A 24,751-nucleotide genomic window follows, 5' to 3' on the forward strand; every position below is an offset into this window, starting at 1 on the left:
GTGAACCAACTAGAGTGGTTCGGTGTGTAACTCAAGATTCTTTGGATAAAAGTCTTTCAATGACTACTGAACGAAGTCGTGTCTGAAGGCAATCGATTTGGTTTCATCATTAATGTCAGTACCACTTGTCCCAGCCAAACCTTTACCAGCAACTGCTCCAGAATTAACTGCTTCAAAATTGGTTTCAACAGCAGCTAACTGGGTAATGTCGATTAAACCACCAGCAACAGTGTCGAGTTCTTCAGCAGATAGTTCTACGGGCTTAATGTTGTCAGACATGATGTTTTTTCCTTAATGTGTAATGTGTGTTGTATCAAGCAGAGAGAGTGATTTGCTGGTTAGTCGCTTACCGCTTCCCTCGCTTCATGTCTCTACAATACGAATTCAACTCCCTCACCCGCATCTGAAAAACGTCTAGGATTTTGCCTAAGCGAAGTAAGTAGATGTCGTCTAACTTTCGCTCTATTATGTCGAGCAATGTCTAAGACTTTCGTTATAGGCTGACGGGGTTGGTTGCAACAAAAGTCATGAATTTGGCTTGAAATCTGGAATTTCATTGCACGTCGCTGTATGACTAGATTTGTAAGCACGAATGCAGATTAGATTGAATCCTCATAAACAACAGCATTCTACGCTGATCGTTAAAAAAGTTGAATCCAATGAATAATTATCTATAAATCTCTAGCAATGTTGTATATACAACGGAAACAGCAATGTTTAACAGATTCAAATTAGCAACCAAATTTACTTTACTTTTATTGCTGGTGTTCATCGGCGCGATCGCAGTTAGTGGTTTGGCTTTATCTCATGCGCTTCAGCAAAAAGCAGAAGCCGAAATCGGTTATCGCAGCCAAATTATTGCCGAAACTATGAACTCAGTGAGGAACTATACCAATACGCGGATCAACCCTCTTCTGACACCGATGCTGGACAATAAAACTACATTTGCCCCTGAAAGTATTCCCAGCTTTGCGGTCAGGGAAGTATTTGAAAATCTTCGCAAAAACGAAGATTTTAAAGATTTTGTATATAAAGATGCCAACCTAAATCCAACTAACTTACGAGATAAAGCAGATGTATTTGAAACACAACTTATCGAACGGTTTCGCAATGAACCAAGCTTGAAAAACATATCGGGTTTTCGTGACTCTTATGACGAGAAATTATTTTATAATGCTCGTCCATTTTCCCTGAAAAATCAAAGCTGTCTACAATGTCATAGCACCCCTGATGTTGCTCCCAAAAGTCAGATCGTCAGTTATGGCTCAGAAAATGGTTTTGGTTGGAAACTCAATGAAATTTTAGGCACACAAATTATTTATCTTCCTGCCAAACAAGTTTTTGATGACACTCATCGTGCATTTGTTTTATTTATTAGCTTATTTATTATTATCTTTGGCTTCATGATTTTGCTCATTAATTATTTGTTAAAGCGAAATGTACTACAACCCCTTAAACCAATGGCCCAACTAGCTCAAAAACTTAGTATGAATGAAATTAGTGTTGAAGAAGCAAAAGAATTCGATCGGGAAAAACTAACATCGATTGTGCAGCGTCATGATGAATTAGGACAATTAGGACGAGTTTTTCAACGCATGGTACATGAAATTTCTGCCCGCGAACAACAATTTAAACAACAGTTACATACACTGCGGATTGAGGTTGACGAGGCCAAACGTGCGCGAGAAGTTGCAGAAATTGCTGAATCAAAAACATTCCAAAGGTTGCAAGAGGAGGCAAAAGTTATCAGAAACAAACGGAATACTCCAAATTAATAATTACAAATTTGATGCGTGAGCATCATGACAAATTACGAATTAAAAATTAGGCTTGAGGATTTTATTATGTCTCAAATTATTTCTATTCACTCATTCCGTGGTGGAACTGGTAAGTCAAACGTCACGAGTAATCTTGCTGCCCTAATTGCTCGCTCTGGAAAGCGAGTTGGGATTGTTGATACAGATATCCAATCTCCAGGAATTCATGTTCTGTTTGGTCTTGAACAAGAGCGAATCCGCTACACATTGAACGATTATCTATGGGGTCGTTGTCAAATTGAAGAAGCAGTTTATGATGTTAGCGCCATTCTCAAACAAAAACAAACGTTTTTTGGTCGCCAGGGAAGTGTTCATCTAATTCCTTCTAGCATTAAGATGAGTGACATTTCTCGAATCTTGCGTGAAGGCTATGATGCACGCCTACTTAATGATGGTTTACATAATCTAGTTCGTCGTTTAAAACTGGACTATCTATTGATTGATACTCATCCTGGCATTAACGAAGAAACGTTGCTATCAATTATTCTTTCTGATGTTCTGCTGGTGATTCTGCGTCCAGATAAACAGGATTATCAAGGTACAGCAGTGGCGATAGATGTTGCTCGGAAGTTAGAAGTGCCTAAAATGCTAATAGTGATTAATAAAGCTCTACCATCTTTAGATTTCAAAGAGTTAGAGAAACGAGTGGAGAATACCTACAAAACCCCTGTGGCTGGAATCTTACCTGTTTGTGAAGAGATGTTTAAATTAGGGAGCGGTGGTATTTTCTGTTTACAATATCCAGATCATGTATGGACTCAAAAAATTAGTGCGATCGCTAAACAAATCACTGGTTCTGGAGCCAAATTATTTGTCAAATAGACTAAATATATCGCACTTCATCTCAATGGACAAACATTTTTTCAAAAAATACAGTTGATTGCTGCCTAGCAACCTGACCTAAGTTGCGTTTAAGGATCTTAAAATATTCGACCAAGATTTTAACTGTCTTAACTGTCCTTGCACTTTCATGAAAATGATGAAATACTATAGCAATCCTAAATAAAATTCAAATACAAAAATTGAAATCTAGCTACCTACCTAAGTAAGTCGGCGTTAAAATTTAAACGTATGTTATTGTAAGTGAAACAAAATGAAATAAAGCAATCACAAGGGTCTTGTGGCTTTTATATTTTGTTACATGGTTAGGTTTATTTGTGCTGACTTATTTATGAGAGTAGAACTTAGGGTATTCGTAAATCAAATAGTATTTTTATAACAAGCGTGAAATCTGTATGTATTATAGAGAATAGTGTTTTACTGAGTTGTCTTTTGCATCAAGAAAAATCTGACTTCATTCGTTTTCGATAGCGAAAATTATTCAAAAGTGAAGCGACAACAGACTAGAAATTTCATTTTTTTAGCAAAAATGAAGAAAAGCTTTTTGCATATTTATACCAAATAAAACTATGAAACTAAAACAAACGAGAAATGCTTGTTTTTTCATTTTCTCTTAACATTATTTACGGTCAAAATCAATTTATATGTGTTTTTATTAAGGAATTAACTATATTGTGGATATTTTTAAATATGAAGAAATCATACAAGGTAATCTAAATTCATTTTCTAGAATAATTCAAGATAATTTAAATTATATAGTAATCACTGCTTTGATACTATGTATAGTAGTAATTTTGTTGTCATTTTCATTTGCATTGGCTTTATTTTTAAATAAAATGAATGAATTATTTACGGTTAGTTTTGTTTCTCCACAAATAAAAAAAATCTACACCCTAGTTATTTTTCCTTACCAGAACTGGGTAAAAAAATCTGTTTACTTAATACTGATTGACCTAGTATTATTAATTGTTCCTCTCCCCAACTTGCTTAAGTATATAGAAATTCCTATTGGCTTGTCAACAGCCATTATAGTTGGCTGGTTGTGTTCACGCTTGTTTGAAAAGTTTCTTGCATTTTACTTGGCAGAATCTACCCTCAAGCAAAAAATTAATGGTGAGCTATTGGTTGTCGCTAATATTATAGGTGATGCAGTTATTGTTCTGATAATTATCTTTATTTTTGCCCAGACTCACCATATCAATGTAGTGGCTTTGGTGACGAGTTTAGGAATTGGGGGCATAGCCATAGCCTTTGCTGCTAAAGGGCTTTTAGAGCAGTTATTAGGTGGAATCGTTATTTATATCGACCGACCTTTTGTGATTGACGATTATATTGGCTTGCCTGATGGTACATTTGGCAGAGTCGAATCAATTGGTTTACGTTCTACTAAAATTCGGAATTCGGGGAAAGGGACGTTAACTATAGTTCCTAATAATTCCCTCACCGAATTAAGTATCGAAAACTTTACAGGTGGCAGGAAAATTGTCTCTCTAATTTATTTAACTTTATATCGGGAACTTTCCGAAAATGAAAGAGCTTTAATTAGTCAAGTTATTTTAGAAAGTACCAACGATCTATATGGAATTGATGCTCGCAATACTGAGGTTAGTTTTAAAGATTTTGTTCAGAATGGAATTCAGATGACCCAGGCTCAACTTAAATTTTTTATTCTCGGTTCTGGTGAAATGGGAATGGATATGCGCCGTCAGTTGCTAGATGTGGCAAAAGAAAATATTATGATAAAACTTTCTGAATATGGCATTGCTTTTGACCTACAAGAAAAACCAATTAATATTGATGCACCTATTAGTATTTAAATAATTAAATTACAATGAATATTTTGTTTCATAATATACAAAAATGGTTGCTCGCAAACGAATCAACACGCAATTTTTTAATCTCATTGGGGATTAGTCTTGCTACTTTCTTGTTCTTTGTTTCCCTTTCAATTTTTATTGGTAAATACACTCCTTTATTTTTAAAAAAGATTATTCAGAGAATTTCTCCAGTAGGAATATCAAAGATTTATGGAAGTTTAATTGACCCATTAGAAAATATACTGAGAATTGTCGGAACGCTAATCCTCATTTCTGCATGTTTGAATTTGTTAGAGAAATATACAGGATTTTATTATTTTTTAAAATTTTTCTTAAATTTAGGAGTAATTGTGAGTTTGGCAGTTCTATCATCTAATTTGTTCCGTCAATTATTGCGGGTATACGGCATTGTTTTACTTCGCAAAATAGGTCTGGAAGTTGATGAACTACTGCTGGTTTTTGAAACTCTTGCTAATATAAGCATTGGGTTTATTTCGGCTCTGGCGTTTGCCCAGAGCCAGAATATTAATTTAATTGGTCTACTTGCTGGTTTAGGTATTGGGGGACTCGCAGTTGCTTTTGCTGCTCAAAAAACCTTAGAACAAATTCTCGGAACAATTGTCTTGTATCTAGATCGTCCTTTCTCTCCTGGAGAATATATTCGGGTAAATTTAAGTTCTCAGGGCATATTATTTGCCCGTGTCGAAGCCATTGGTTTGCGTTCGACAAGACTGCGTACTGCTGGTAAAAGTACGCTTGTCATTGTTCCCAACTCAACATTAGCAAATACAGATATTGAAAATATTACTAGAGGCAAAAAGGTAATGGTAATGCTCTATCTTGATTTTACACGCAGCTTAGAAAAAGCGGAACAAGCATTAGTAGAAAAAGTTGTTAAGGAAAGTACTAATACTTTATTTGGGATTGATCCAGGCAGTACAAAAATTAACATATTTAATCGAGAAGAAAACGCGGGAGTTCGGGCGAGGGTTAGTTTCTTTATACTAGGTTCAAATGAAAATTCCATTGACTTCCGCAAGCGTTTACTGGAATTAGCCAATCAAGCTATCTCGAAAAAGCTCAGTGGTTACGGCATAGAATTCACTATGCAAGAATCGACACTCTATGTAGAGTCGCACGTAACAATTTAATGAGAACAATGATAGTCAGTGTGACTTGCATTCTAATCAGACATCAACTCACCCTCGTAAATTGGCGAAGGTATTGTTTAACAACAGATAATCAGTTGAGTGAACCAAAATAAAACCAGATTAATCTATGTCATCAATAGCCGGAAAAGTTGCAATTATCACTGGTGCATCGCGGGGAATTGGACGAGCGATCGCCCTAAAATTAGCTGGTAACGGTGCATCTATCGTCGTCAACTATGCGGGTAATGCAGCCAAAGCACAGGAAGTTGTTGGAGAAATTGAGAAGTTGGGAGTAGAAGCGATCGCTATCCAAGCCGATATTAGCAAAGTAGTTGACATCCAACGGCTGTTTGAGCAAACACTTCAACGCTTTAGCAAGGTGGATATTTTGGTCAACAATGCCGGAATCGCTTTCTATAAACCAATTAGTGAGGTGACAGAAGAAGATTTCGACGCGATTTTTGCTATTAACGTCAAAGGTACTTATTTTGCTTGCCAACAAGCCGCGCAACATCTGGCAGAAGGGGGACGGATTATCAACTTTTCGTCATCAACTACGGTGATGATGCTACCAACTTATAGTGCTTATGTCGGAACCAAGGGCGCTGTTGAACAAATCACACGGGTACTAGCTAAAGAATTGGGTGCAAAAGCGATCGCAGTTAATGTTATTTCTCCTGGCCCCACTGATACAGAACTATTTCGAGAAGGCAAAACTCAAGAACAGATAGACCGTTTGGCCCAAATGGCTGCTTTTGGTAAACTGGGAGATGTGCAAGAAATCGCTGATGTCGTAGCGTTTCTTGCTAGCGATGAAGCTAGGTGGATCACTGGGCAAAACATTCGTGTAAACGGTGGAATCGCGTAGGGCGATCGCAGTTATCATACTAATAAAATGGATTGCAATATTTGGGCTGAAAAGTTTTGGAGAAACTAGAAACGGTTTATCCAAATAATGGCTCATATATTCAGTTGTAGAGTCTGTGTTTTTGCATTAAATATCACTTCACTGCCATCTAAAATTATGGATTTGTCCAACTTTACTACACTTCAAAACTTAGAAGCTGCCTTTGGTGGTGAATCAATGGCAAATCGCAAGTATCTGTTTTTTGCTGAGGTAGCGCGTCAACTTGGGTTTACAGACTTGGCAAAACTTTTTAAAGAAACAGCAGACCAGGAAACCGAACACGCTTTTGCACATTTTAGGTTGCTGCATCCAGAACTTGCGATCGAAGATTCGGCTGCTTTAAGTGATGAACAAAAGCGGGAAATTATATCTCGCTGTTTATCTTTGGCAATTGAAGGTGAGACTTACGAATATACCACAATGTACCCAGAGTTTGCCGCAGATGCTCAACGCGATCGCGACAATCCTGCGGCTGAAGAATTTCTCAAACAAGTTAAAGAATCTACCGATCATGCCAATACTTTTCGGGAAGCTGCACACCGTTTTGGCTTGTTAAAATTCATCGAAAATTACCACGCCGATCGCTATGCCGAAGCCTTAGAAGTATTAAACGGTGGACAAGCAGCAACTAGAGTTACAGGTGAAGATCCTAAAACTCGTAAATGGATTTGTAGACAATGCAGCATGATTTACGATCCTGTTGCTGGCGATCCTGATTCGGGGATTGCACCTGGTACACCTTTTGAAGAAATCCCCGAAGACTGGGAATGTCCCATTTGCGGTGCTAGCAAAAAAACCTTTAAACCATTTGAGGAAAAAGTTGCAGCTTAAGACGACAATTACAGCAGAATCTAGAAAACCATGAGTAGCATTGCTAACTGCTGTAATTAAGCTGTGTTTTTAGCACATAAATGCGAAGTATCTTTTGAGATACTTCGTGTTCTTGTTTTTATCTATTTATTAAATAATCTCAGAGGATGTTTTAAAAGTCCTCTGGTCGGTAGCAAAAAGTTTTAGATCCCCTAAATCCCCCTTTTTAAGGGGGACTTTGATTCCGGTTCCCCCTTTTTTAAGGGGGGTTAGGGGGGATCAACAAGTGCCTAAAATTACAGTCAACGACTTTTAAAACATCCTCTCAGCTATTAACTAATAACTGAAATGATGTTTTATGTCAAAATTTTTAGTGAGCGGTAAGCGAAGCCATGCCGTAGGCTTATCGCTTGATAATACTTAATCAAAAGAATTGATAAATTATTACTATTTTAATTGCCAAAAACTGAAATTAAAATAGACTCCGATTATACCACAAAATATTTATGCAAGAGTTCTGATAAAGTACAGAGGAAGGATCGAAACTTACTTTCAAATAAATAGAAAAGGAATGCGTGTATGGGCAAAGGGAGATTAGAAGCATTCAGTGATGGGGTGATTGCCATCATCATCACCATTATGGTGCTAGAAATCAAAGTGCCGCATGGGTTCGATTTAGCCGCGCTACGTCCGCTAATCCCAGTATTTCTGAGTTATGTGCTGAGTTTTATTTTTGTGGGCATCTACTGGAACAATCACCATCATCTCCTACAGGCAGTCCGACACGTTAATGGGCGTATCCTTTGGGCTAATCTGCATTTGCTGTTTTGGTTATCGCTAATCCCCTTTGTCACTGGCTGGATGGGCGAGAATCACTTTGCTGCTATACCAGTCGCCCTTTATGGTACGGTGTTGTTGTTTGCAGCGATCGCTTACTTTATCCTGACTCGCGCCCTGATTTTTCACCACGGTAGAGATTCAACATTAGCGATCGCAGTTGGTGAAGACTTCAAAGGAAAAGTGTCAGTGGTGTTTTATGCTATAGCAATTGCACTTGCCTTTGTGAACTCATGGCTTGCTTGTGCATTCTACGTTTTAGTCGCGATTATCTGGCTTATCCCTGACCGTCGCATTGAGAAGACTCTTAGTGAATTTTAGATTTTGGATTGAAATCAAAATTTAAAATCCAAAATTGGGTGATTATTACCAAAGTACTGTCAGGTAGCAGAAAGCTCTCTTACTTTACCTGACATAAGTTTTGTAATACTTTAGTAATCAATTACTGCGGCTGAAAAATACAGCAGCGACAATAATTAAACCTAAAAGCGCGAGAGGAACCCAGAGATTAGCGATATCTGACAAACTCATATTTAATTACAAATTACAAATTACGAATTACCTTAGAGGATGTTTGAAAAGTCCTTTTCTCTGTAGCAAAACGTTTTAGATCCCCCAAATCCACGCCACGTGCTTCAAGTCGGGGAACCCGCCCAACGCAGTGGCTCCCCTTAAAAAGGGGGACTTTTACTCCGGGTTCCCCCCTTTTTTAGGGGGGTTAGGGGGGATCAATAAGTACCTAAAATCACAGCCAACCACTTTTCAAACAACCTCTTAAACCTACGCCTCCTTTAGCAAATTCTTCAACAGTTTTTTGTGAAAATTCATGAGTTGCGATCGCTTGCAACATTGCCAATGGTAAAGTCAAATGATCCGCTCCGGCTTGCAGTGAGGCTGCTGCTTCTTCGGGAGATTTGATACTAGCTGCCAAAATCTTCGTATCACTACCTTTAAGGACGCTAGCTATATCTCGCACTAAGGCAATACCGTCACCTAACAACCGCGTCGCCCGATTTACATAAGCTATGGCAATTTTTGCTCCCGCCTCCCGTGCAACTGCTGCTTGGGCTGCACTGTAAATTGCTGTCACCGAACAGGTAATTTCTGGTGATAGATTCGCCACTACTTCAAAACCTAACGGTGTTGCGGGAATCTTCAAAATTGTTTGTGAACCAATAATCTCAAAAGCTTTTCTACCTTCAGCTAGCATTCCAGCTTTATCTGATGCCACAAGTTGGTAGTATAACGAGCCAGAAGTCAAGGCTACCAATTTTTTCAGCGTGGTTTCTGGTGGGGTATCGCTTTGAGACAACAGCGTGGGATTAGTTGTAATGCCTTTCACCCATCCCCAATGTTTTACCACTTCAGCTTCAGATGCGATCGCTGAGTCTAGATAAATTGCCATAGTTCATCCCCTTAATACTCTCGCTATAACTCTGCATTTATATCTCGTGCGCTGTGAAGCACACGAAGCACTACAACGGTTTCGTTCTGAATAGTAAAAAGAATTCGGTATACTCCCCTTCCTTTTCCATAAAGGAGTTGCCGTATTTCTTCTTCAAAGACATCATCAAGACCAGCCAAGGCACATCTAGCCGGGAAGGTATCAAGGGATGCAACAGCGTCATTGATTTCATTTACCCACATTTTTGCCAACTCTGGTGAGTCGTTCTGACGAATCCACTTTGCTGCTGCGTTGATATCAGCCTTTGCCACTGGAAGAATAATGACTCCGTACTTCATTCTTCATCCAGTGATTTCATTATCTCCTGAAATACCTCATCAGCACGTTCTCCTTTTCCTGCTTTCATCTCTTCAAGTGCCATCTTAACCGCGTCAATGGTCTCAAGCCTTTCAACAAGCTCTAGGAGTTTCTGGTACGACTCGACATCCTGCACAACAAGTTCAGCTTTACCGTTAATGGTCAGCACTATCGGCTGTCCAGTCTCCCGTAGCTGCTCCATAAATTCTGTGGTATTCCGCTTAAAGTTTGAAAGGGAATTAATACCCTTACTAATATTCAACATAAAACCTCCTATCCACAAAATTTAGTAAACGTTGCTAAATTTGATGCAAATTTAGTTTACGCTTAATACGAGTGTAATGCAAAAGTTTTCCGTACCGTTGTAAGCTGTCGCGCATTTAATTTGCACAATTAGGGCGGGCAAGATGCCCACCCCACAAAAAATTCATTTTTTTGAGAATGCAAATTAAAAGATTTTCAGCTTAGTCGGGGTCAATCCAAAATCCAAAATCGTTTGACATACCCTTTCAGGGATAATTCAGGTTATACAGCAGCCTAAACGGAGAAATTAAGATGACATCTCCAGAAACGGTTATATGGCTACAAGAACGCACCTCTTTAGGAATTCTCTCGCCTGAAGTGTTAAATGCGATCGCTCAAGTAATTGAAGAACAAGTAGTGAGTGCCGAAACTGACCTAGTTAGCGAAGGCACTCCTCCAGAAGCCCTTTATATTCTTGTAGAAGGTCAACTCGAAAGCAATACCACCAATGAAACCAACCCAGCTTTAGCTTGTGGATTCCTTCCTGGATCGGTGATTGAACTCAAAGAATTGCTGTTGGATGAATCAACTCCATTCACAATTACTACGGTGACAGATTGTCACTTGTGGGTTGTGCCTGGTGATAAATTTCGTGAAATAGTCAGCCAATACCCCGAAATCGCTAAGGCTTTTTCCCGCCAATTGGTTCAAGAATTAGCCCAAGCTACATCTGCACTTGGCTATGAACAAGAGCGTTCTGTAGCTTTGCGTCCATATTTAGTTACCAAAGCCCAACGGGGAATTGTCGGTACGAGTCGCTATGCTGTGCGGTTGCGCGAGCAAATTCGAGAAGCAGCTGCTGACCGCAAATCAGTGGATATTTTCGGCGAACCAGGGCTAGAAAAGGACAATATAGCAGCCTTGATCCACTTTGGTTCTCCAAAACGGCGAGAACCAATAATTAAAGTAAATTGCGGTATTCTGCAAACAAGCGGTGCAGACTTATTTGGTCGCGCTGGCGGTAAACCAGGACTGTTGGAATGGTTGGGAGAAGGTACTTTAGTTCTCAACAACATCCAAGAATTGCCCGATGAATTATTACCTCCCGTGACGCAGTTGCTCAAAACGGGCACATATACCCCCGTAAGCCGTTCGGGAGAATCAACACCTGAACCCCGCCTCAGTAAAGCCAGAATTCTGATTGTTTCAGAAAAAACTCAGCCGACAATTGAACGTTCTGTTGGCCACATTATTAAAGTACCACCGCTACGGGTGCGGAAAACTGATATTCAGGTACAAGTTGAATATTATACTAGTCTCTACATTCGAGCTAGAGGCGTTCCGAAACCGCACATTACCCCAGAAGCTTTACGTCGCCTCCAGTCTTATGATTTTCCTGGCAATCTTAAAGAATTAAAAAATCTGGTTGAAAGAGCGATCGTCCAAGCTGAGGGTGCTAATGAATTAACAGAAGAAATTTTCTGGCCAGCCGAAGCGAAGAAAAAACGATTTCGGGTAAATCTGTTAAATGCCTATCCGAGTTTGCGGCGGTTTTTGCGGAGTCCTTGGTGGCCCGATCGCATTAATTATGGTTTTACGGCAACAGCCTTTGCAATCATCGTTGCAATATTATTTATTGGGCCACAGACGCGCGATCGCAATTTCGTATTAAATTTCTTTTGGGCTTGGTGGTGGCCTTTCTTCTTATTTCTCTTTCCCTTTTTGGGACGCATCTGGTGTTCTGTTTGTCCCTTCATGATTTACGGGGAAATTACTCAAAAGTTATCTCTCTGGCTATGGCCTCGAAAACTCAAGCGCTGGCCGAGAGAGGAAGCTGAGAAATGGGGCGGATGGTTTATGTTTGGTTTGTTCACCCTAATTTTCTTATGGGAGGAACTCTGGCATTTAGAAAATACTGCTTACCTCAGTGCTTGTTTACTGCTGTTAATTACTGCTGGGGCAATGATTTTCTCTGCTCTTTTTGAGCGGCGATTTTGGTGTCGATATCTCTGTCCCATCGGTGGGATGAATGGTTTATTTGCCAAACTCTCAATGACAGAACTCCGTGCCCAGCAAGGGATATGTTCTGCTAGTTGCACGACGTATCAATGTTATAAAGGTGGGCCGCAAAAGGGCGAAGGGCTGGAAACTAATGGATGTCCTTTATACTCGCATCCCGCGCAGTTAGAAGATAACAGAGATTGCGTACTGTGTATGACTTGCCTAAAAGCCTGTCCTCATCGTTCCGTCGAGTTCAACTTGCGTCCCCCTGGAATTGAACTGTGGACTACTCATGTACCCCGTACCTATGAAGTAGCATTATTATTTTTGCTCTTGGGTGGAATATATCTGCATCGCTTGCCAGAATTACAATCTTGGTTGGGGTTACAACTGGATTTAACTCAGTTTTGGCAGCACTTGGGATTATCGTTAATAGTGTTAATTATCCCAGCGATATTTACCTTTGGGGCTTATGGTTTGTTGAAACTGTTGAATTTTAACCGGAAGCCAAAATCATTTGTAGAACTTGCTTATGGCTATTTACCATTGGTTTTGGGTGGGAACTTGGCTCACTATCTGCGTTTGGGCTTAGGCGAAGGCGGACGGATTTTACCTGTTACCTTTGCTACTTTTGGTTTTGGTGGAGAACAATTGCCAATATTGGTTGCTCACCCGGCTGTGATTGCCTTTTTGCAAGGTGCAACGATAATTTTCTCAGTGTTGATGACTATGTTATTAACGCAAAAAATTGCAAAGCAATCAGTGCGATCGCTCATACAGCAACACCTAGCTGCGATCGCTTTGGGAGCTAGTATGTGGGCAATTATTGTGTTGTAAAAACATTCCCTTTTCAGCAGAAGGACATTGCTACTCTAATGTCCTAAACCAGACTTCTAAATCCGCGATCGCATGAAAATCCAACAATGCTTCACCAAGATTTTCTAATTGTTCTAAGGAGAGAGTTTCAATCTGCGATCGCACCTCTTGGGGTAATTCTCCCACCCGTCGAGTCAGTTGACGGAGAATGAGCAATTGCCCTTCTGCTTCCCGTCCACGCTGTTCCCCACGTTGTTCGCCTTCAGCGAGAATTTCTTGATAAATTACTGACTCGCGCATCATACCCTCCCGAAATAATTGTCGAATCAAATCCTGATTGTATTTTAACCCCGCTAAGATTTGGGTGTAAGCAGAAATTTCTGGTCGTTGTCTTGGCTCAAGTTGATTAACTTTTTCCACAACTCGTTGTAATAAGCCTTGGGGTTGCGTGGTTGCTGCCAGTGGTGCTAAAGGTAATAAAGCTGGGTCATTGAGGAATGATTCAGGATTTTCTAACCACATTTGAATCACGCGATATTCATGACGAGTAGTTTCGACTGAAAAGACAGTTTCAATTACCGTTCCTGGTGCAGGGGGAAGCAATAATACAACAACTTGTGTTATGGGTAGACGATACAAACGTACCCAATAATCTAGCATCCGCAAGGGTAGTGGCGGTGTAGATTCTAGTTTGGTTTGAAATTCCAAGTGGAGAATGCGTCCTTCTAGCTGTAAGAAGGTAACGTAATCAGCGCGAATCGGTTCAATACTCAATTCGGTTTTGAGAACTTTGACGGAAGTTTGCTCTGTACCCAAAACCCAACTAGCAAAACGTTCGGGATGTTTTTCGGAAAGTAGTTTGCAGAGGTTATCGAAGGACATTGACGATCGCCGACAATTGAATGAGACATTGCTATTATCTCGTGCAGCAGCATTTAGTAGCGATCGCATTGGGAGCTAGTATGCGGACGATTATCGTATTTTAATGATATGGGATTCCACTCTGGCCTCTCTCCAAAAAGGCTAATCACTTAGACTAGGTGCAAAAAGTGAGTTAAAAACATTCTTCTTCCCTACGAACGTGATAGAAAATACTTATATAACTTATGATTTTTGACTCATAGTGTAAGGATTACAGATAATGCATGTTCTCAAAAGATCCATCAAACCAGCACCTTATATATCATTTCTCCACATCTACAAAACTACTTGGGGGACGGCTGGGGATATTTGTTTAATCCGGGAATCTGTCGCGGAAGAAAGTACAGCGAAGTTTGTCGGGCATAAAATCCAAATAGTAGTTCCCAAAGGGTTGGAGCGCGATCGCATCGCCAACTGTCCCATAATCAAAGTTGCAGGTAATGTCGGCGACGGACATCCAAAAGAGCATCCCTTGGAATGGGAGGCTTATGAAGGTGTAAATACAGAACTAGCGGAAGCGGCTCTCAAACCTTGGGGCTTCAAGTTAATTGAGCTTTAATGTAGCGAGTTGATTCCGTTCAACTGCCAGGACGTAGCGCATTACCAATTGGCTTCAACCATGCCTAAGCATCTACTTAAAAAGCGATCGCTCTTTTTCCTTTTTCCTATTATCCTGCTGTTGACACTCCTCCTCGCGCTGCCTTGGGTAAGCGCAAAAGAACCACCTAAGTCGAAGCCAGAGGCATGGCAGATTAACGGTATCGTAGCTGCCCTTGATGATGGATATGACGGAGTAAAGAAACTCGCTTTTGAAAAATTCAATGAATATGATCTAAAAAATTTGAAATCGGTGGTTCAGAAACCAGAGGATATTGCTCAGAAAGTTTTCAAAATCCTCAAGGATAAAACCGTTGACTCCGATGTTCGTTCCAGTGCAGCATCGGCATTGGGAAATCTGGGGGAGGCTGCCAAACCCTACGTCAAAGACATCCTCGACTTCCTCAAGGATAAAACTGTTGACAAAGATGTTCGTTCCAGTGCAGCTTATGCATTGGGAAATCTGGGGGAGGTTAATAAACCTTACGTCAAAGACATCTTCGACATCCTCAAGGATAAAACCGTTGACTCAGATGTTCGTTCCGGTGCAGCATTGGCATTGGGAAATCTAGGGGAGGCTGCCAAACCCTACGTCAAAGACATCGCTGACATCCTCAAGGATAAAACCGTTGACTCAAATGTTCGTTCCCGTGCAGCATCGGCATTGGGAAATCTGGGGGAGGCTGCCAAACCCTACGTCAAAGACATCCTCGACATCCTCAAGGATAAAACCGTTGACTCAAATGTTCGTTCCCGTGCAGCATCGGCATTAGGAAATCTGGGGGAGGTTAATAAACCTTACGTCAAAGACATCCTCGACTTCCTCAAGGATAAAACTGTTGACTCAAATGTTCGTTCCCGTGCAGCATCGGCATTGGGAAATCTGGGGGAGGCAGCCAAACCCTACGTCAAAGACATCCTCGACTTCCTCAAGGATAAAACTGTTGACTCAAATGTTCGTTCCCGCGCAGCATCGGCATTGGGAAATCTGGGGGAGGCAGCCAAACCCTACGTCAAAGACATCCTCGACTTCCTCAAGGATAAAACTGTTGACTCAAATGTTCGTTCCCGTGCAGCATCGGTATTGGGAAATCTGGGGGAGGCAGCCAAACCCTACGTCAAAGACATCCTCGACTTCCTCAAGGATAAAACTGTTGACTCAAATGTTCGTTCCCGTGCAGCATCGGTATTGGGAAATCTGGGGGAGGCAGCCAAACCCTACGTCAAAGACATCCTCGACATCCTCAAGGATAAAACCGTTGACTCAATTGTTCGTTCCCGTGCAGCATCAGCATTGGGAAATCTGGGGGAGGCAGTCAAACCCTACGTCAAAGACATCCTCGACATCCTCAAGGATAAAACCGTTGACTTAATTGTTCGTTACGGTGCAGCATCGGCATTGGGAAATCTGGGGGAGGCAGCCAAACCCTATGTCAAAGACATCCTCGACTTCCTCAAGGATAAAACTATTGACTCATTTGTTCGTTCCCCTGCAGCAGAGGCATTGGGAAAGATAGAACAACTCAACCTGAATAATATTGTTGTAATTCTAGATAGCATCTATTACGCAGGTCAATCGGAATTTGAACAGTGGCGATTTTTAAGCTATTTCCTGGGTGGCGGCACTGATGAAATCAAAACACTGCTCACATGGCTGGGTTTTCCTAACCCTAAAACAATTCCTACTCAATTAAGCCACGATCGCGGTGATAAAACTCTCAAAATCTTTGCCCAAGCCTGGGAACCGAGTCGAGATTTGGCACGATTACGGGAAGACTTAGCAAAGCAAATTGCTGTAGTTGCGAGAAAAGTCTCTTGGCAACCACAAGATATTGTTATTTTAGAAACTCACTACAACAACCTCAAAAACGCCGGATACAGCGAAGCTGATTCACTGCAATCAGTAATAGTTAACCTCAAGGGTTGGCAGTGGTTTTTCAACGCCAGAATGATGATTTTAATTCACGCTGCCTTTTGGCTAGCCCTGATTTTCGCTTATCCCAAATTTCCCCAAGTTCAAGCCATCTTCTTCTGGAACCCTTGGGTAAGGCGTATCTTAGGCATGGGCTACGTCGGCTTTCTCCTCGCTTGGATTCCCTTTTTCCGTCGCAAATTATTTGAACCCTTCAAGCCTTCCCTGTTAGCCGATGCCGGGTTAGATAATTTTAACCCCCAAACATACTTCCCAGAATCTCAGGTGAAAGTTCCCAGTGCCGAAAAACCCCAAGGAATTACCCAGGTGCTACCCAGCATCACCGGGCAAATTGTTCTAGAAGGTGATTCCGGGTTGGGTAAGTCGATGTTTCTGCGCCATCTGGTAAAAACCTCACCGCGCATTGTGGTTTATCTCCCAGCCCGCAAGTGCGACAAGGGGGTAATTGAAGCAATTCAAGCCAAGCTGCACGGACAAGCACAAGATGCTGATTTTCTCAAGAATTTAATTTACAGTGGTGCGTTAGATATCTGCATTGACGGACTCAACGAAGTCACAGCCGACACCAGGGCAAAAATTTGCCAGTTTGTCGAAAGCTATTTCCGGGGTAACATCATCATGACCACCCAGCCCCTAGAGTGGACACCACCTTCAACTGCCAAGATATATAAATTACAGCCCCTTGAACAAGCCCAAATTCAGCAATTTTTGCTTTCCCGTCAGCCGCGACTCCCCAAAGATGCGAAAGTACAAGGTGATGATTACAAACAAGCTTGCAATAATTACTTAGCTCAAGCCCTCAGCAACCAGCAATCATCTGAGGAATTAGCTGCTAATCAAAGGGTTCTCTCTAACCCAATGGATTTAACTGTTGTGGCGTTAATGATTTCTCAAAGCGAGTACCCCGATTTGTTTCACCTGCAAGAACAGCAATATAATTTGATAGCGGCCGAATACCTGCAAGAGTGGAACCAGGAATTTCCCTTAAAAAAATTCTCCGATGCTGTTTATCAAATGCGGCTGAACGATGAACAAGCGCTACCTGCGGATGATTTTTACCAGGTAGTCCAGTCTTTAGAAGATGAGAAATATAAAATGGTGGTCAGCCGTCAGTGGCAAAACGAATCAGGTGCAGCTAAGAGAGAATGGTATTTCCGCCATGACAAAATTATGGATTTCTTTTTAGTGCAGAACTTTCTCGGCGAGAGTGATGAAGCGAAAAATCGGCTGATTGACCACATGGGCGACTCCCGTTTTCGGGGTGTGTACTTTTTGCTAGTTAATTTACTGCCATTAGATGCTGCAAAAGAACTGAAGGAAAAGTTAGTTCAATACGCCGCCGATACTAAAGACCATACTGTGAGTGATACCTTTGTGCAACTGTTGCGGCCAAGGGCGTGATATTAATTCGTAATTCGTAATTAAGAAGATGTTTTATTCCATTTCAAACAGGATTTGTCAAGACGGTAAGAGTACTCCAAGTAAAAAAATGCTCAATTGTCATTGCGAGCGAAGCGAAGCAATCGCAGCCCTTGGGATTGCTTCGCTTCGCTCGCAACGACGGGTTTTGGATCATTTATTTTTTGGAACACTCTAAACCCTCAACCTGCATCAAATCCAATTCTCGCTCAAATATTTCATCAATTGGCAACATTTGACCATCAACAGTCATAAATTTATGATCTTTTGTTGCTCGAATTATTGAACCATCTTCCAAACAATACTCAAACACCTCTTGTTGTCCGCGATCGTGCCACTGTGCCACAGGTTGCGTGTAAATATTACCATTATTATCAACACTGTACACAGTACATTCAATCCGTTTTTCGACAATTTCCCCAATGGGCAACAATCCATATTCTACTGTCAATATTTCCGTGTCATAGCTTAAACAATATTCAGCAAACTTCAACATTTGCTCAAATAATTCATCTGCAACTTTTTTCTGAACGCCATTTTTCGCTGCACCATCCACAAATTTCTCTCGCTGCTTTTGCATCTCCGAAACTTTCTTTTTACCCATCGCCCGCCGCAGCAAGTCAGCTTGTCCTAATGAATATCCAGCCATATCCTGAGCAATTTTCATAATTTGCTCTTGATAGACCATAATTCCATAGGTTTCGTCTAATATTGGTTCTAAAATAGTGTGTTGATAATCAATATTTTCTCGACCATGTTTGCGGTTAATAAACTTAGGAATCAGCCCCGCATCTAATGGCCCAGGTCGATAAAGTGCCAAAATAGAAGAAATATCTTCTATATTAGAAGGCTTCAAATCTCGCACTATCTGACGCATTCCAGAAGATTCTAATTGAAATACCCCTTCTAACTCACCTGCTTCTAATAATTCATAAGTTTTTTGTACATCTTTCGGTAAACTGCTATGCTCACCTTTAGCTAATATCTTCTGGGCTTTTCTTTCCTGGCGCGGAATTTCATCAGGATCAACCCGATATCCTCTAGTTTCTTGAATCAAATCAACGGTCTTTTGAATCAGTGTCAGATTCCGCAAACCCAGAAAATCCATTTTCAATAAACCCATTGATTCCAAGTCTTCCATGAAATATTGGGTAATCACAGAACCGTCATTATTTTTCTGTAACGGCACAATTTCATCTAGTGGTTCATCTGAAATTACCACCCCGGCTGCATGAACACCAAAGGTTTTGTTAGTTCCTTCAATTCGCATCGCCATATCAAGCCAATGCCGAACATGGGGTTCTTTATCATATTTTTCTTTAAACTCTGGTTCTGGGGTTTCATTAGAAATCATCACCTTGAGTTTTGTTGGCTTCCCTCGCACCACAGGAATTAATTTCGCCATTTTGTCAGCTTCTCCGTAGGGAATATTTAATACTCTGGCGACATCTTTCAAAACTGCTTTAGAAGTTAGGCGGTTAAAAGTAATAATTTGTGCAACTCTATCTGCACCATATTTTTCAGTTACATAATCAATAACTTTATCCCGTTGTTCAATACAGAAATCTGTATCAATATCAGGCATAGATTTCCGTTCTGGGTTCAAAAAACGTTCAAATAGTAACCCATGATGCACAGGGTCAATATTAGTAATTCGCATCGCATAAGCAACTAATGAACCAGCCGCCGAACCACGACCAGGCCCAACAGGAATATTATTATCTCTAGCAAATTTGATGTAATCCCATACAACTAAAAAGTATTTGGAAAAACCCATTTGCTGAATCATTTTTAGTTCATATTCCAATCTTTCTTTATAGACGGAATCGACTTCTTGGCGAGATTTGCGATTTAATCGTTCTAAAAGTCCACTCCATGCAACATCTTCAGCGTAAGTGTCAGCCGTATGACCAGAGGGAATGGGGGGTGTAGGAATTTGAGGCTCACCCATGATATGGTAAGGCTCGACTTTATCAGCGACTTCTTCTGTAGTTGCGATCGCTTCGGCAATGACATCATCCGGTAAATGGTCACGAAATAGCTGCCGCATCTCTTCACCAGATTTGAGATACTCTGTACCGCTATAACGCATCCGCTTATCTTCAATAATTAGCTTGCCAGTTTGAATACATAGCAACGCGTCATGAGCTTCAACGTCAAAACAAGAAATAAAATGCGAGTCATTAGTAGCAATAATTTTAATGCCTAGTTCCCTAGCAATTTTCACTATTTCTACATTCACAATCCGGTCTTCTTGGGAACCGTGGTCTTGAATTTCTAGATAATAATCATCACCAAATACATCTTTATACCACTGAGCAACTTTCCGGGCTGCATCTGGTCTACCACTGAGAATTGCTTGGGGGACTTCTCCACCTAAACAAGCGCTGGTTACAATTAAGCCTTCATGATATTGTTTGAGTAAATCTTTATTAATACAAGGGCGAGAAAAAATTCCTTTACCTTGAACACCTTTGAGGTGAGAAATCGTGGTTAATTTAACTAAATGTTTGTAACCTTTAGTATTTTTGGCTAAAACGACCTGATGATATTTGGGGCGGCGTTCTTGTTTTTCGATATCGCCGTTAATTACATACATTTCATTGCCGATAATCGGCTTAATATTTTGACTACGGCAGATTTTGATCAGTTCAACGGCTCCATACATGACACCATGATCGGTAAGGGCGATCGCTTTCATCCCCAATGCGATCGCTTGATCCACCAACTCTGGTAGCTGACTTGCCCCATCAAGTAGACTGTAGTCACTGTGAATATGTAAAGGCACAAAGGACATAAGCATCTCCAACCACAAGTCAAGATATCTCTAGGGGCCTACCTTGTGGTATACCCTTTCAAGCCGGATTTTGCAAAGCAACGGAATATTAGATTAACAGTTTTTACCTACAATTAAAGCTGTTCTTTTTCCGAAATTATCACTATCATCAGTGTTGTTTTAATAGTTACAGCAGTTAATCAGCATCTAACTAATGAGTCAAGCAGAGAGAACTACTTCGCCTGAAACCAAAGCTGGCCCTTGGTGGCAGCGTATCCCTCTCACATTACAAATTCTCATCGCCCTTATAGCCGCAGTCAGCGTCGGAATTGCCCTTGGTGCGGGTAATCCCAATCCCACCAATGCCACTTTAATTAACAATTTAGCAATTCCGGCTGATTTAGTGTTAAAGGCTCTCCGCGCCCTAGCTACCCCTCTGATTCTGGTAGCGGTTCTGCACACCTTAATGACTACTAACATCCCTGGTACAGCCGGGCGGCGGCTAGCAGTGCTACTTTTAACTAACACAACCGTAGCTATTTTAGTAGGACTTTTGGTAGCAAATGTGCTGCGTCCAGGGACTTGGGGCAAAGTAACCACCTCAACAACCACACAAATAACTGCTCAGAGTATTGACCCCTGGGGAATACTCAAAGATGCTGTCCCCGAAGCTGTTCTCAAGCCATTAGTTGATAATAATGTCATTCAACTAATTGTGATTGCCCTAAGTTTTGGCATCGTTTTGCGAGGATTAAAATCTGAACAAATTGCCCAAGGCAAAAACGGATACCAGCCAATAGAGGATGTGATCGGAATTTTATTTGAAGCGGTAGTCCGCATCCTCAATTGGGTAATTGTCTTAGTGCCTTTTGCCGTTTTTGGAATTGTTGCTAAAACCGTTGCTATGCAAGGATTTACACCATTTAAATCCTTGGGTGCATTTATCGTGTCCGTCCTGTTAGCGCTGGCATTGCAAGCGTGCTATTACCTCACCAGAGTTAAATTTGGTTCTTGGGTAGACCCTTTAAAATTCCTCGCGGGCGGTTCTGATGCCTTTTTGACAGCTTTCTCAACTTCTTCTTCTGCCGCAGCAATGCCCGTAACCTTTGAGGTTTTGCAAACAAAAGTCGGTTTAAGGGAATCTTCTGCTGCTTTGGGGGCATTAGTCGGGGCTAATTTCAATAATGATGGCACTGCCCTTTATGAAGCAATGTCTGCGTTGTTTATTTCCCAACTAATTGGACAACATTTAAATCTGGGACAACAATTAATTGTCATCCTGACCTCGATTTTTGCCTCTGTAGGTGCGGCGAATATTCCTAATGCGGGACTGGTGACAATGACACTGGTGTTCACTTCTGTAGGCTTACCCACCCAGTACATCGCTTTGCTAGTTACTGTAGACTGGTTTTTGGATCGCTGCCGTACCGCAATTAATGTTATGGGAGATATGACAGTCAGTACTTTACTTGACGGCAAAAAGCCTCGTTCTGTAGACGAGGCTTAGTTTGACGGCTTTTCAGGTAGCTAAGAGATATCTGGTGAAATTAAATATGTGTTATCTAGAATCCTTGTGTAGAGACGTAGCAGTGCTACGTCTCTACATTCTTTTTTCACCAAACGTTTAATGCTGTTGAGGCCCTTTGGCATCACATTCTTTAGTCCAGCAGCGCTCTAGAAGTCGCAGATGCCAGAGGAATGCAAAGCGTTGGGGATTCAGTACTAATTTAGTATCGTGACTAAATAAAGGCTGGTTCAGATACTGCCAAAGGGGAAATTTAATTTTGGTGTGTTTTGGAGTCATAAGAACAACAAATATTATAAAAGTTGAGTGGCCATAGTTGGCATTTTGTCTAGCAATTGCCTGATAGTGTTTTTCTAGTTAAAGACTACACTGCGGTTTTACAATTGTCCTGGTGAAAATTGCGGAATTTCATCAAGTGGATTGATGTTGTTTCCGCTTTAATACTGAAATTGCACACACCATTTTTCCGATTACATAAAATTTCGCATTTTTACGTCAGTAGGTGGGTGTGAAAATTTATAACTATGTCATTGCAAACGGAGCGTAAAGCCTTCGGCATAGCTTCGCTTAACGCGGTAGCGTCTTGTAGAGATAGCGAAGTGAAGCATAAGTCCTTCGGATACGCTTCGCGAACGCACGAGTTTAGGCAATTTTATATTTCGTTACATAGTTAGGTTTATTTGAGCCATCCTAATTGCACCCAATTGAGAACCGCTATAATCAGTCCTTCGTCCTGACGGCGATTTATCGCGGACTTGGGATCTATTATTTTCATCAAATAACCTTAACCGAACCGTATTGAAAGCGATCGCTCTTTTGACCTTTTTTTAATTAAAAATTAAAAGTTAAAAGTTAAAAGTTAAAAATTAAGAAGAATAATAATTTTTAATTAATTAATTTTGGGTACAAGCCCCCACTGATTGCAATTTTTAATTAATAATTTTTAATTTTTAATTGGAGCGAAGCGACTTGACCTCTGCATTCTAATCAGGATTTCAACTACATCTCCTCTATCATTTGGGCGAAATTGCGGCAATACAGTTGTTGGTTGTATTCCTGGCAATTTTTATCTGATGAGTGGGGCGATCGCTTTAATGTTGCTTCTTGGACATATGCCATCAATGGGCGACGAAGACATTCGTATTTCTCAAAGGCTTTGGCTATAGCTTGCAGATCGTTCCAGTGATTCTCTTCAGCAATTTTAGCGATGAGTGTTGTAACTACTAATGCATCTTCCAATCCTTGATTGGCTCCTTGACCCATGAAGGGAGGCATTCCATGTGCTGCATCGCCAACTAAGACGATTCGCCCTGCACTCCAGGGTGATGGAGTTTTAGCAGAATCGGTTTCTATATTAAGGTCAGTCGGGTTAGAAACTTGTAGAGAATCCGAAATAGCACGATGAATGTAGTAGGGACGCTGCTGCATTTTGGTCGGAGGAGATAAACGCACTAATTGCTTGAGCGTATTAGGAAAACCTGCTTTCTCCAACTCCTGCAAAGCTAAGTCAATTAAAGAACTTTCAGACTTTTCTTGCAACGATTCTAAAGGCAAAGCAAGATGTATTATGTACCCTAGTTCCCCAGTTGGTCTGTAATATAAAATTATTCTGATATTTTTTATACAAACAAAATTTCCATTTATTTCATCATTAGTAATTGTTACAAGTGGTGAGTCTAGAAAGAAATCTTCTTTTAGCTTTGTCCATAGTTCTTTTGTAACTTCAGTTATTTCACTACAAAATATAGCTGCAAACCCAGAGTATTCAGGTCGGGCAAAATCATGATATTGAGTATCTGTGTAAAGCAGTCTCCGAACTGTAGAATTAATGCCGTCTGCTGCAACAAGTAGTTTAGCTCTAATGGATTTTGTTACTAATTCTTGGGGAAAAATATCTAATTTTTGAGGCTGCGGATGGTTATTTATCTGTCCATTTATCCAATAGGCATAAGGATTTGCTTCTATTTGTGTGTTAGCTACACAATCTATGCGGATACAACCTTTTTGTGGCTCATTCGCAACATTAATACAACGGTGATTAGCTTTAACTCGGTCTTCTGGAAGTAGCTGTCTGAGGGTTGTCTGCAAATTGTACCAAGGCATTGATACTCGACCCTCGCCATAATCTTTAAACCAGTCATCAAAACTAAGGGAGGTTGACTGAATTATCTGCCCCTGTAAGTTTTTGTAAATCCATTGGGGTGAAGTCTTTGGCGGTTGTTTCTCTTGAGTAGATTCAATAGTTTTCTGGTCATTAGACTGCTTGGGGTTTAGTAAACCAAGTCCAGTTTTTTTAACTTCTTCGTAAGCGTTAGAATCTAAATATTTCAGAGCTTGTAATCCATTGGGGAGAAGATCCAATGCTTGCCCAATTTGACGAAAGGTGCGAGTTTGATCGATGACAAGGATATTTTCAATTCCACGTTTACGTAAGCCAATAGCAGTTGCTAACCCAATAGGGCCAGCACCAACCACTACAACATCGTAGATTTCCTGAGAAGTAGAGGTGGAGATAACAGATGTAGCTAAGGTATCTGCTTTGGTTGATGTGTCTGTATGTGTATTAGTTTCTGGCATAT

At 40.8% G+C, this 24,751-nt stretch carries 19 protein-coding genes; 11 read left to right on the forward strand and 8 right to left on the reverse strand.

What is annotated here, in order from left to right:
* Positions 1–63: 63 nt before the first annotated feature.
* Positions 64–279 (reverse strand): CTB family bacteriocin, encoded by a 216-nt coding sequence (locus GTQ43_RS29605; protein WP_265276208.1) that lies wholly within the window; start codon positions 277–279, stop codon positions 64–66.
* A gap of 434 nt (positions 280–713) precedes the next feature.
* On the opposite strand from GTQ43_RS29605, the gene GTQ43_RS29610 reads away from it, so the two are divergent.
* The 7 genes from GTQ43_RS29610 (at position 714) to GTQ43_RS29645 (ending at position 8,500) form a co-directional block, all read left to right on the forward strand.
* On the forward strand, positions 714–1,775 hold the full coding sequence (locus GTQ43_RS29610) for a c-type heme family protein (protein WP_265276209.1): 1,062 nt from the start codon (positions 714–716) through the stop codon (positions 1,773–1,775).
* A 69-nt stretch (positions 1,776–1,844) separates the two neighbouring features.
* The gene (locus GTQ43_RS29615; protein WP_265276210.1) at positions 1,845–2,639 is read left to right on the forward strand and encodes a MinD/ParA family protein; all 795 of its coding nucleotides are present in this window, start codon (positions 1,845–1,847) and stop codon (positions 2,637–2,639) included.
* 692 nt (positions 2,640–3,331) lie between these two features.
* Positions 3,332–4,474: a mechanosensitive ion channel family protein gene (locus GTQ43_RS29620; protein ID WP_265276211.1), complete on the forward strand. Its 1,143-nt coding sequence runs from the start codon at positions 3,332–3,334 to the stop codon at positions 4,472–4,474.
* 14 nt (positions 4,475–4,488) lie between these two features.
* The gene (locus GTQ43_RS29625) at positions 4,489–5,625 is read left to right on the forward strand and encodes a mechanosensitive ion channel family protein (protein ID WP_265276213.1); all 1,137 of its coding nucleotides are present in this window, start codon (positions 4,489–4,491) and stop codon (positions 5,623–5,625) included.
* A gap of 127 nt (positions 5,626–5,752) precedes the next feature.
* Positions 5,753–6,493 (forward strand): SDR family oxidoreductase, encoded by a 741-nt coding sequence (locus GTQ43_RS29630; protein ID WP_265276214.1) that lies wholly within the window; start codon positions 5,753–5,755, stop codon positions 6,491–6,493.
* 156 nt (positions 6,494–6,649) lie between these two features.
* Positions 6,650–7,363 (forward strand): rubrerythrin family protein, encoded by a 714-nt coding sequence (locus tag GTQ43_RS41525; RefSeq protein WP_321162521.1) that lies wholly within the window; start codon positions 6,650–6,652, stop codon positions 7,361–7,363.
* 558 nt (positions 7,364–7,921) lie between these two features.
* Positions 7,922–8,500 (forward strand): TMEM175 family protein, encoded by a 579-nt coding sequence (locus GTQ43_RS29645; protein WP_265276215.1) that lies wholly within the window; start codon positions 7,922–7,924, stop codon positions 8,498–8,500.
* Positions 8,501–8,924: 424 nt separating this feature from the next.
* Here GTQ43_RS29645 and GTQ43_RS29650 read toward each other — a convergent pair whose 3' ends face one another.
* The 3 genes from GTQ43_RS29650 to GTQ43_RS29660 are packed head-to-tail and all read right to left on the reverse strand — an operon-like array spanning position 8,925 to position 10,206.
* Positions 8,925–9,584, reverse strand: a complete 660-nt coding sequence (locus tag GTQ43_RS29650; protein ID WP_265276217.1) for a transaldolase family protein — start codon at positions 9,582–9,584, stop codon at positions 8,925–8,927.
* 23 nt (positions 9,585–9,607) lie between these two features.
* Positions 9,608–9,922 carry a type II toxin-antitoxin system RelE/ParE family toxin gene (locus GTQ43_RS29655; RefSeq protein ID WP_265276218.1) on the reverse strand — a complete coding sequence of 105 codons (315 nt, stop codon included), beginning with the start codon at positions 9,920–9,922 and terminating at the stop codon, positions 9,608–9,610.
* On the reverse strand, positions 9,919–10,206 hold the full coding sequence (locus GTQ43_RS29660; RefSeq protein ID WP_265276219.1) for a type II toxin-antitoxin system Phd/YefM family antitoxin: 288 nt from the start codon (positions 10,204–10,206) through the stop codon (positions 9,919–9,921). The genes GTQ43_RS29655 and GTQ43_RS29660 overlap by 4 nt, the downstream gene beginning before the upstream one ends.
* 290 nt (positions 10,207–10,496) lie before the next feature.
* On the opposite strand from GTQ43_RS29660, the gene GTQ43_RS29665 reads away from it, so the two are divergent.
* Entirely contained in the window at positions 10,497–13,022 is a 2,526-nt protein-coding gene (locus GTQ43_RS29665) for a cyclic nucleotide-binding domain-containing protein (protein ID WP_265276220.1), read from the forward strand.
* A 30-nt stretch (positions 13,023–13,052) separates the two neighbouring features.
* Here the strand turns inward: GTQ43_RS29665 and GTQ43_RS29670 are convergent, their stop codons facing one another.
* Positions 13,053–13,883 carry an Rpn family recombination-promoting nuclease/putative transposase gene (locus tag GTQ43_RS29670; RefSeq protein ID WP_265276579.1) on the reverse strand — a complete coding sequence of 277 codons (831 nt, stop codon included), beginning with the start codon at positions 13,881–13,883 and terminating at the stop codon, positions 13,053–13,055.
* Positions 13,884–14,142: 259 nt separating this feature from the next.
* Between GTQ43_RS29670 and GTQ43_RS29675 the strand changes: the two genes are divergently transcribed.
* Entirely contained in the window at positions 14,143–14,481 is a 339-nt protein-coding gene (locus GTQ43_RS29675) for a hypothetical protein (protein ID WP_265276221.1), read from the forward strand.
* A 60-nt stretch (positions 14,482–14,541) separates the two neighbouring features.
* On the forward strand, positions 14,542–17,853 hold the full coding sequence (locus GTQ43_RS29680; RefSeq protein ID WP_265276222.1) for a HEAT repeat domain-containing protein: 3,312 nt from the start codon (positions 14,542–14,544) through the stop codon (positions 17,851–17,853).
* Positions 17,854–18,028: 175 nt separating this feature from the next.
* Here GTQ43_RS29680 and GTQ43_RS29685 read toward each other — a convergent pair whose 3' ends face one another.
* Positions 18,029–20,668: a DNA polymerase III subunit alpha gene (locus GTQ43_RS29685; RefSeq protein ID WP_265276223.1), complete on the reverse strand. Its 2,640-nt coding sequence runs from the start codon at positions 20,666–20,668 to the stop codon at positions 18,029–18,031.
* Between the two features lie 193 nt (positions 20,669–20,861).
* Between GTQ43_RS29685 and GTQ43_RS29690 the strand changes: the two genes are divergently transcribed.
* Positions 20,862–22,154, forward strand: a complete 1,293-nt coding sequence (locus GTQ43_RS29690) for a dicarboxylate/amino acid:cation symporter (protein ID WP_265276224.1) — start codon at positions 20,862–20,864, stop codon at positions 22,152–22,154.
* A 117-nt stretch (positions 22,155–22,271) separates the two neighbouring features.
* Here GTQ43_RS29690 and GTQ43_RS29695 read toward each other — a convergent pair whose 3' ends face one another.
* Complete coding sequence (locus GTQ43_RS29695) at positions 22,272–22,451, reverse strand: hypothetical protein (protein WP_265276225.1); 180 nt, start codon at positions 22,449–22,451, stop codon at positions 22,272–22,274.
* Between the two features lie 720 nt (positions 22,452–23,171).
* Complete coding sequence (locus tag GTQ43_RS29700) at positions 23,172–24,749, reverse strand: FAD-dependent oxidoreductase (protein WP_265276226.1); 1,578 nt, start codon at positions 24,747–24,749, stop codon at positions 23,172–23,174.
* Positions 24,750–24,751: the final 2 nt, after the last annotated feature.

This window comes from Nostoc sp. KVJ3 (assembly GCF_026127265.1).
Taxonomy (GTDB): domain Bacteria; phylum Cyanobacteriota; class Cyanobacteriia; order Cyanobacteriales; family Nostocaceae; genus Nostoc.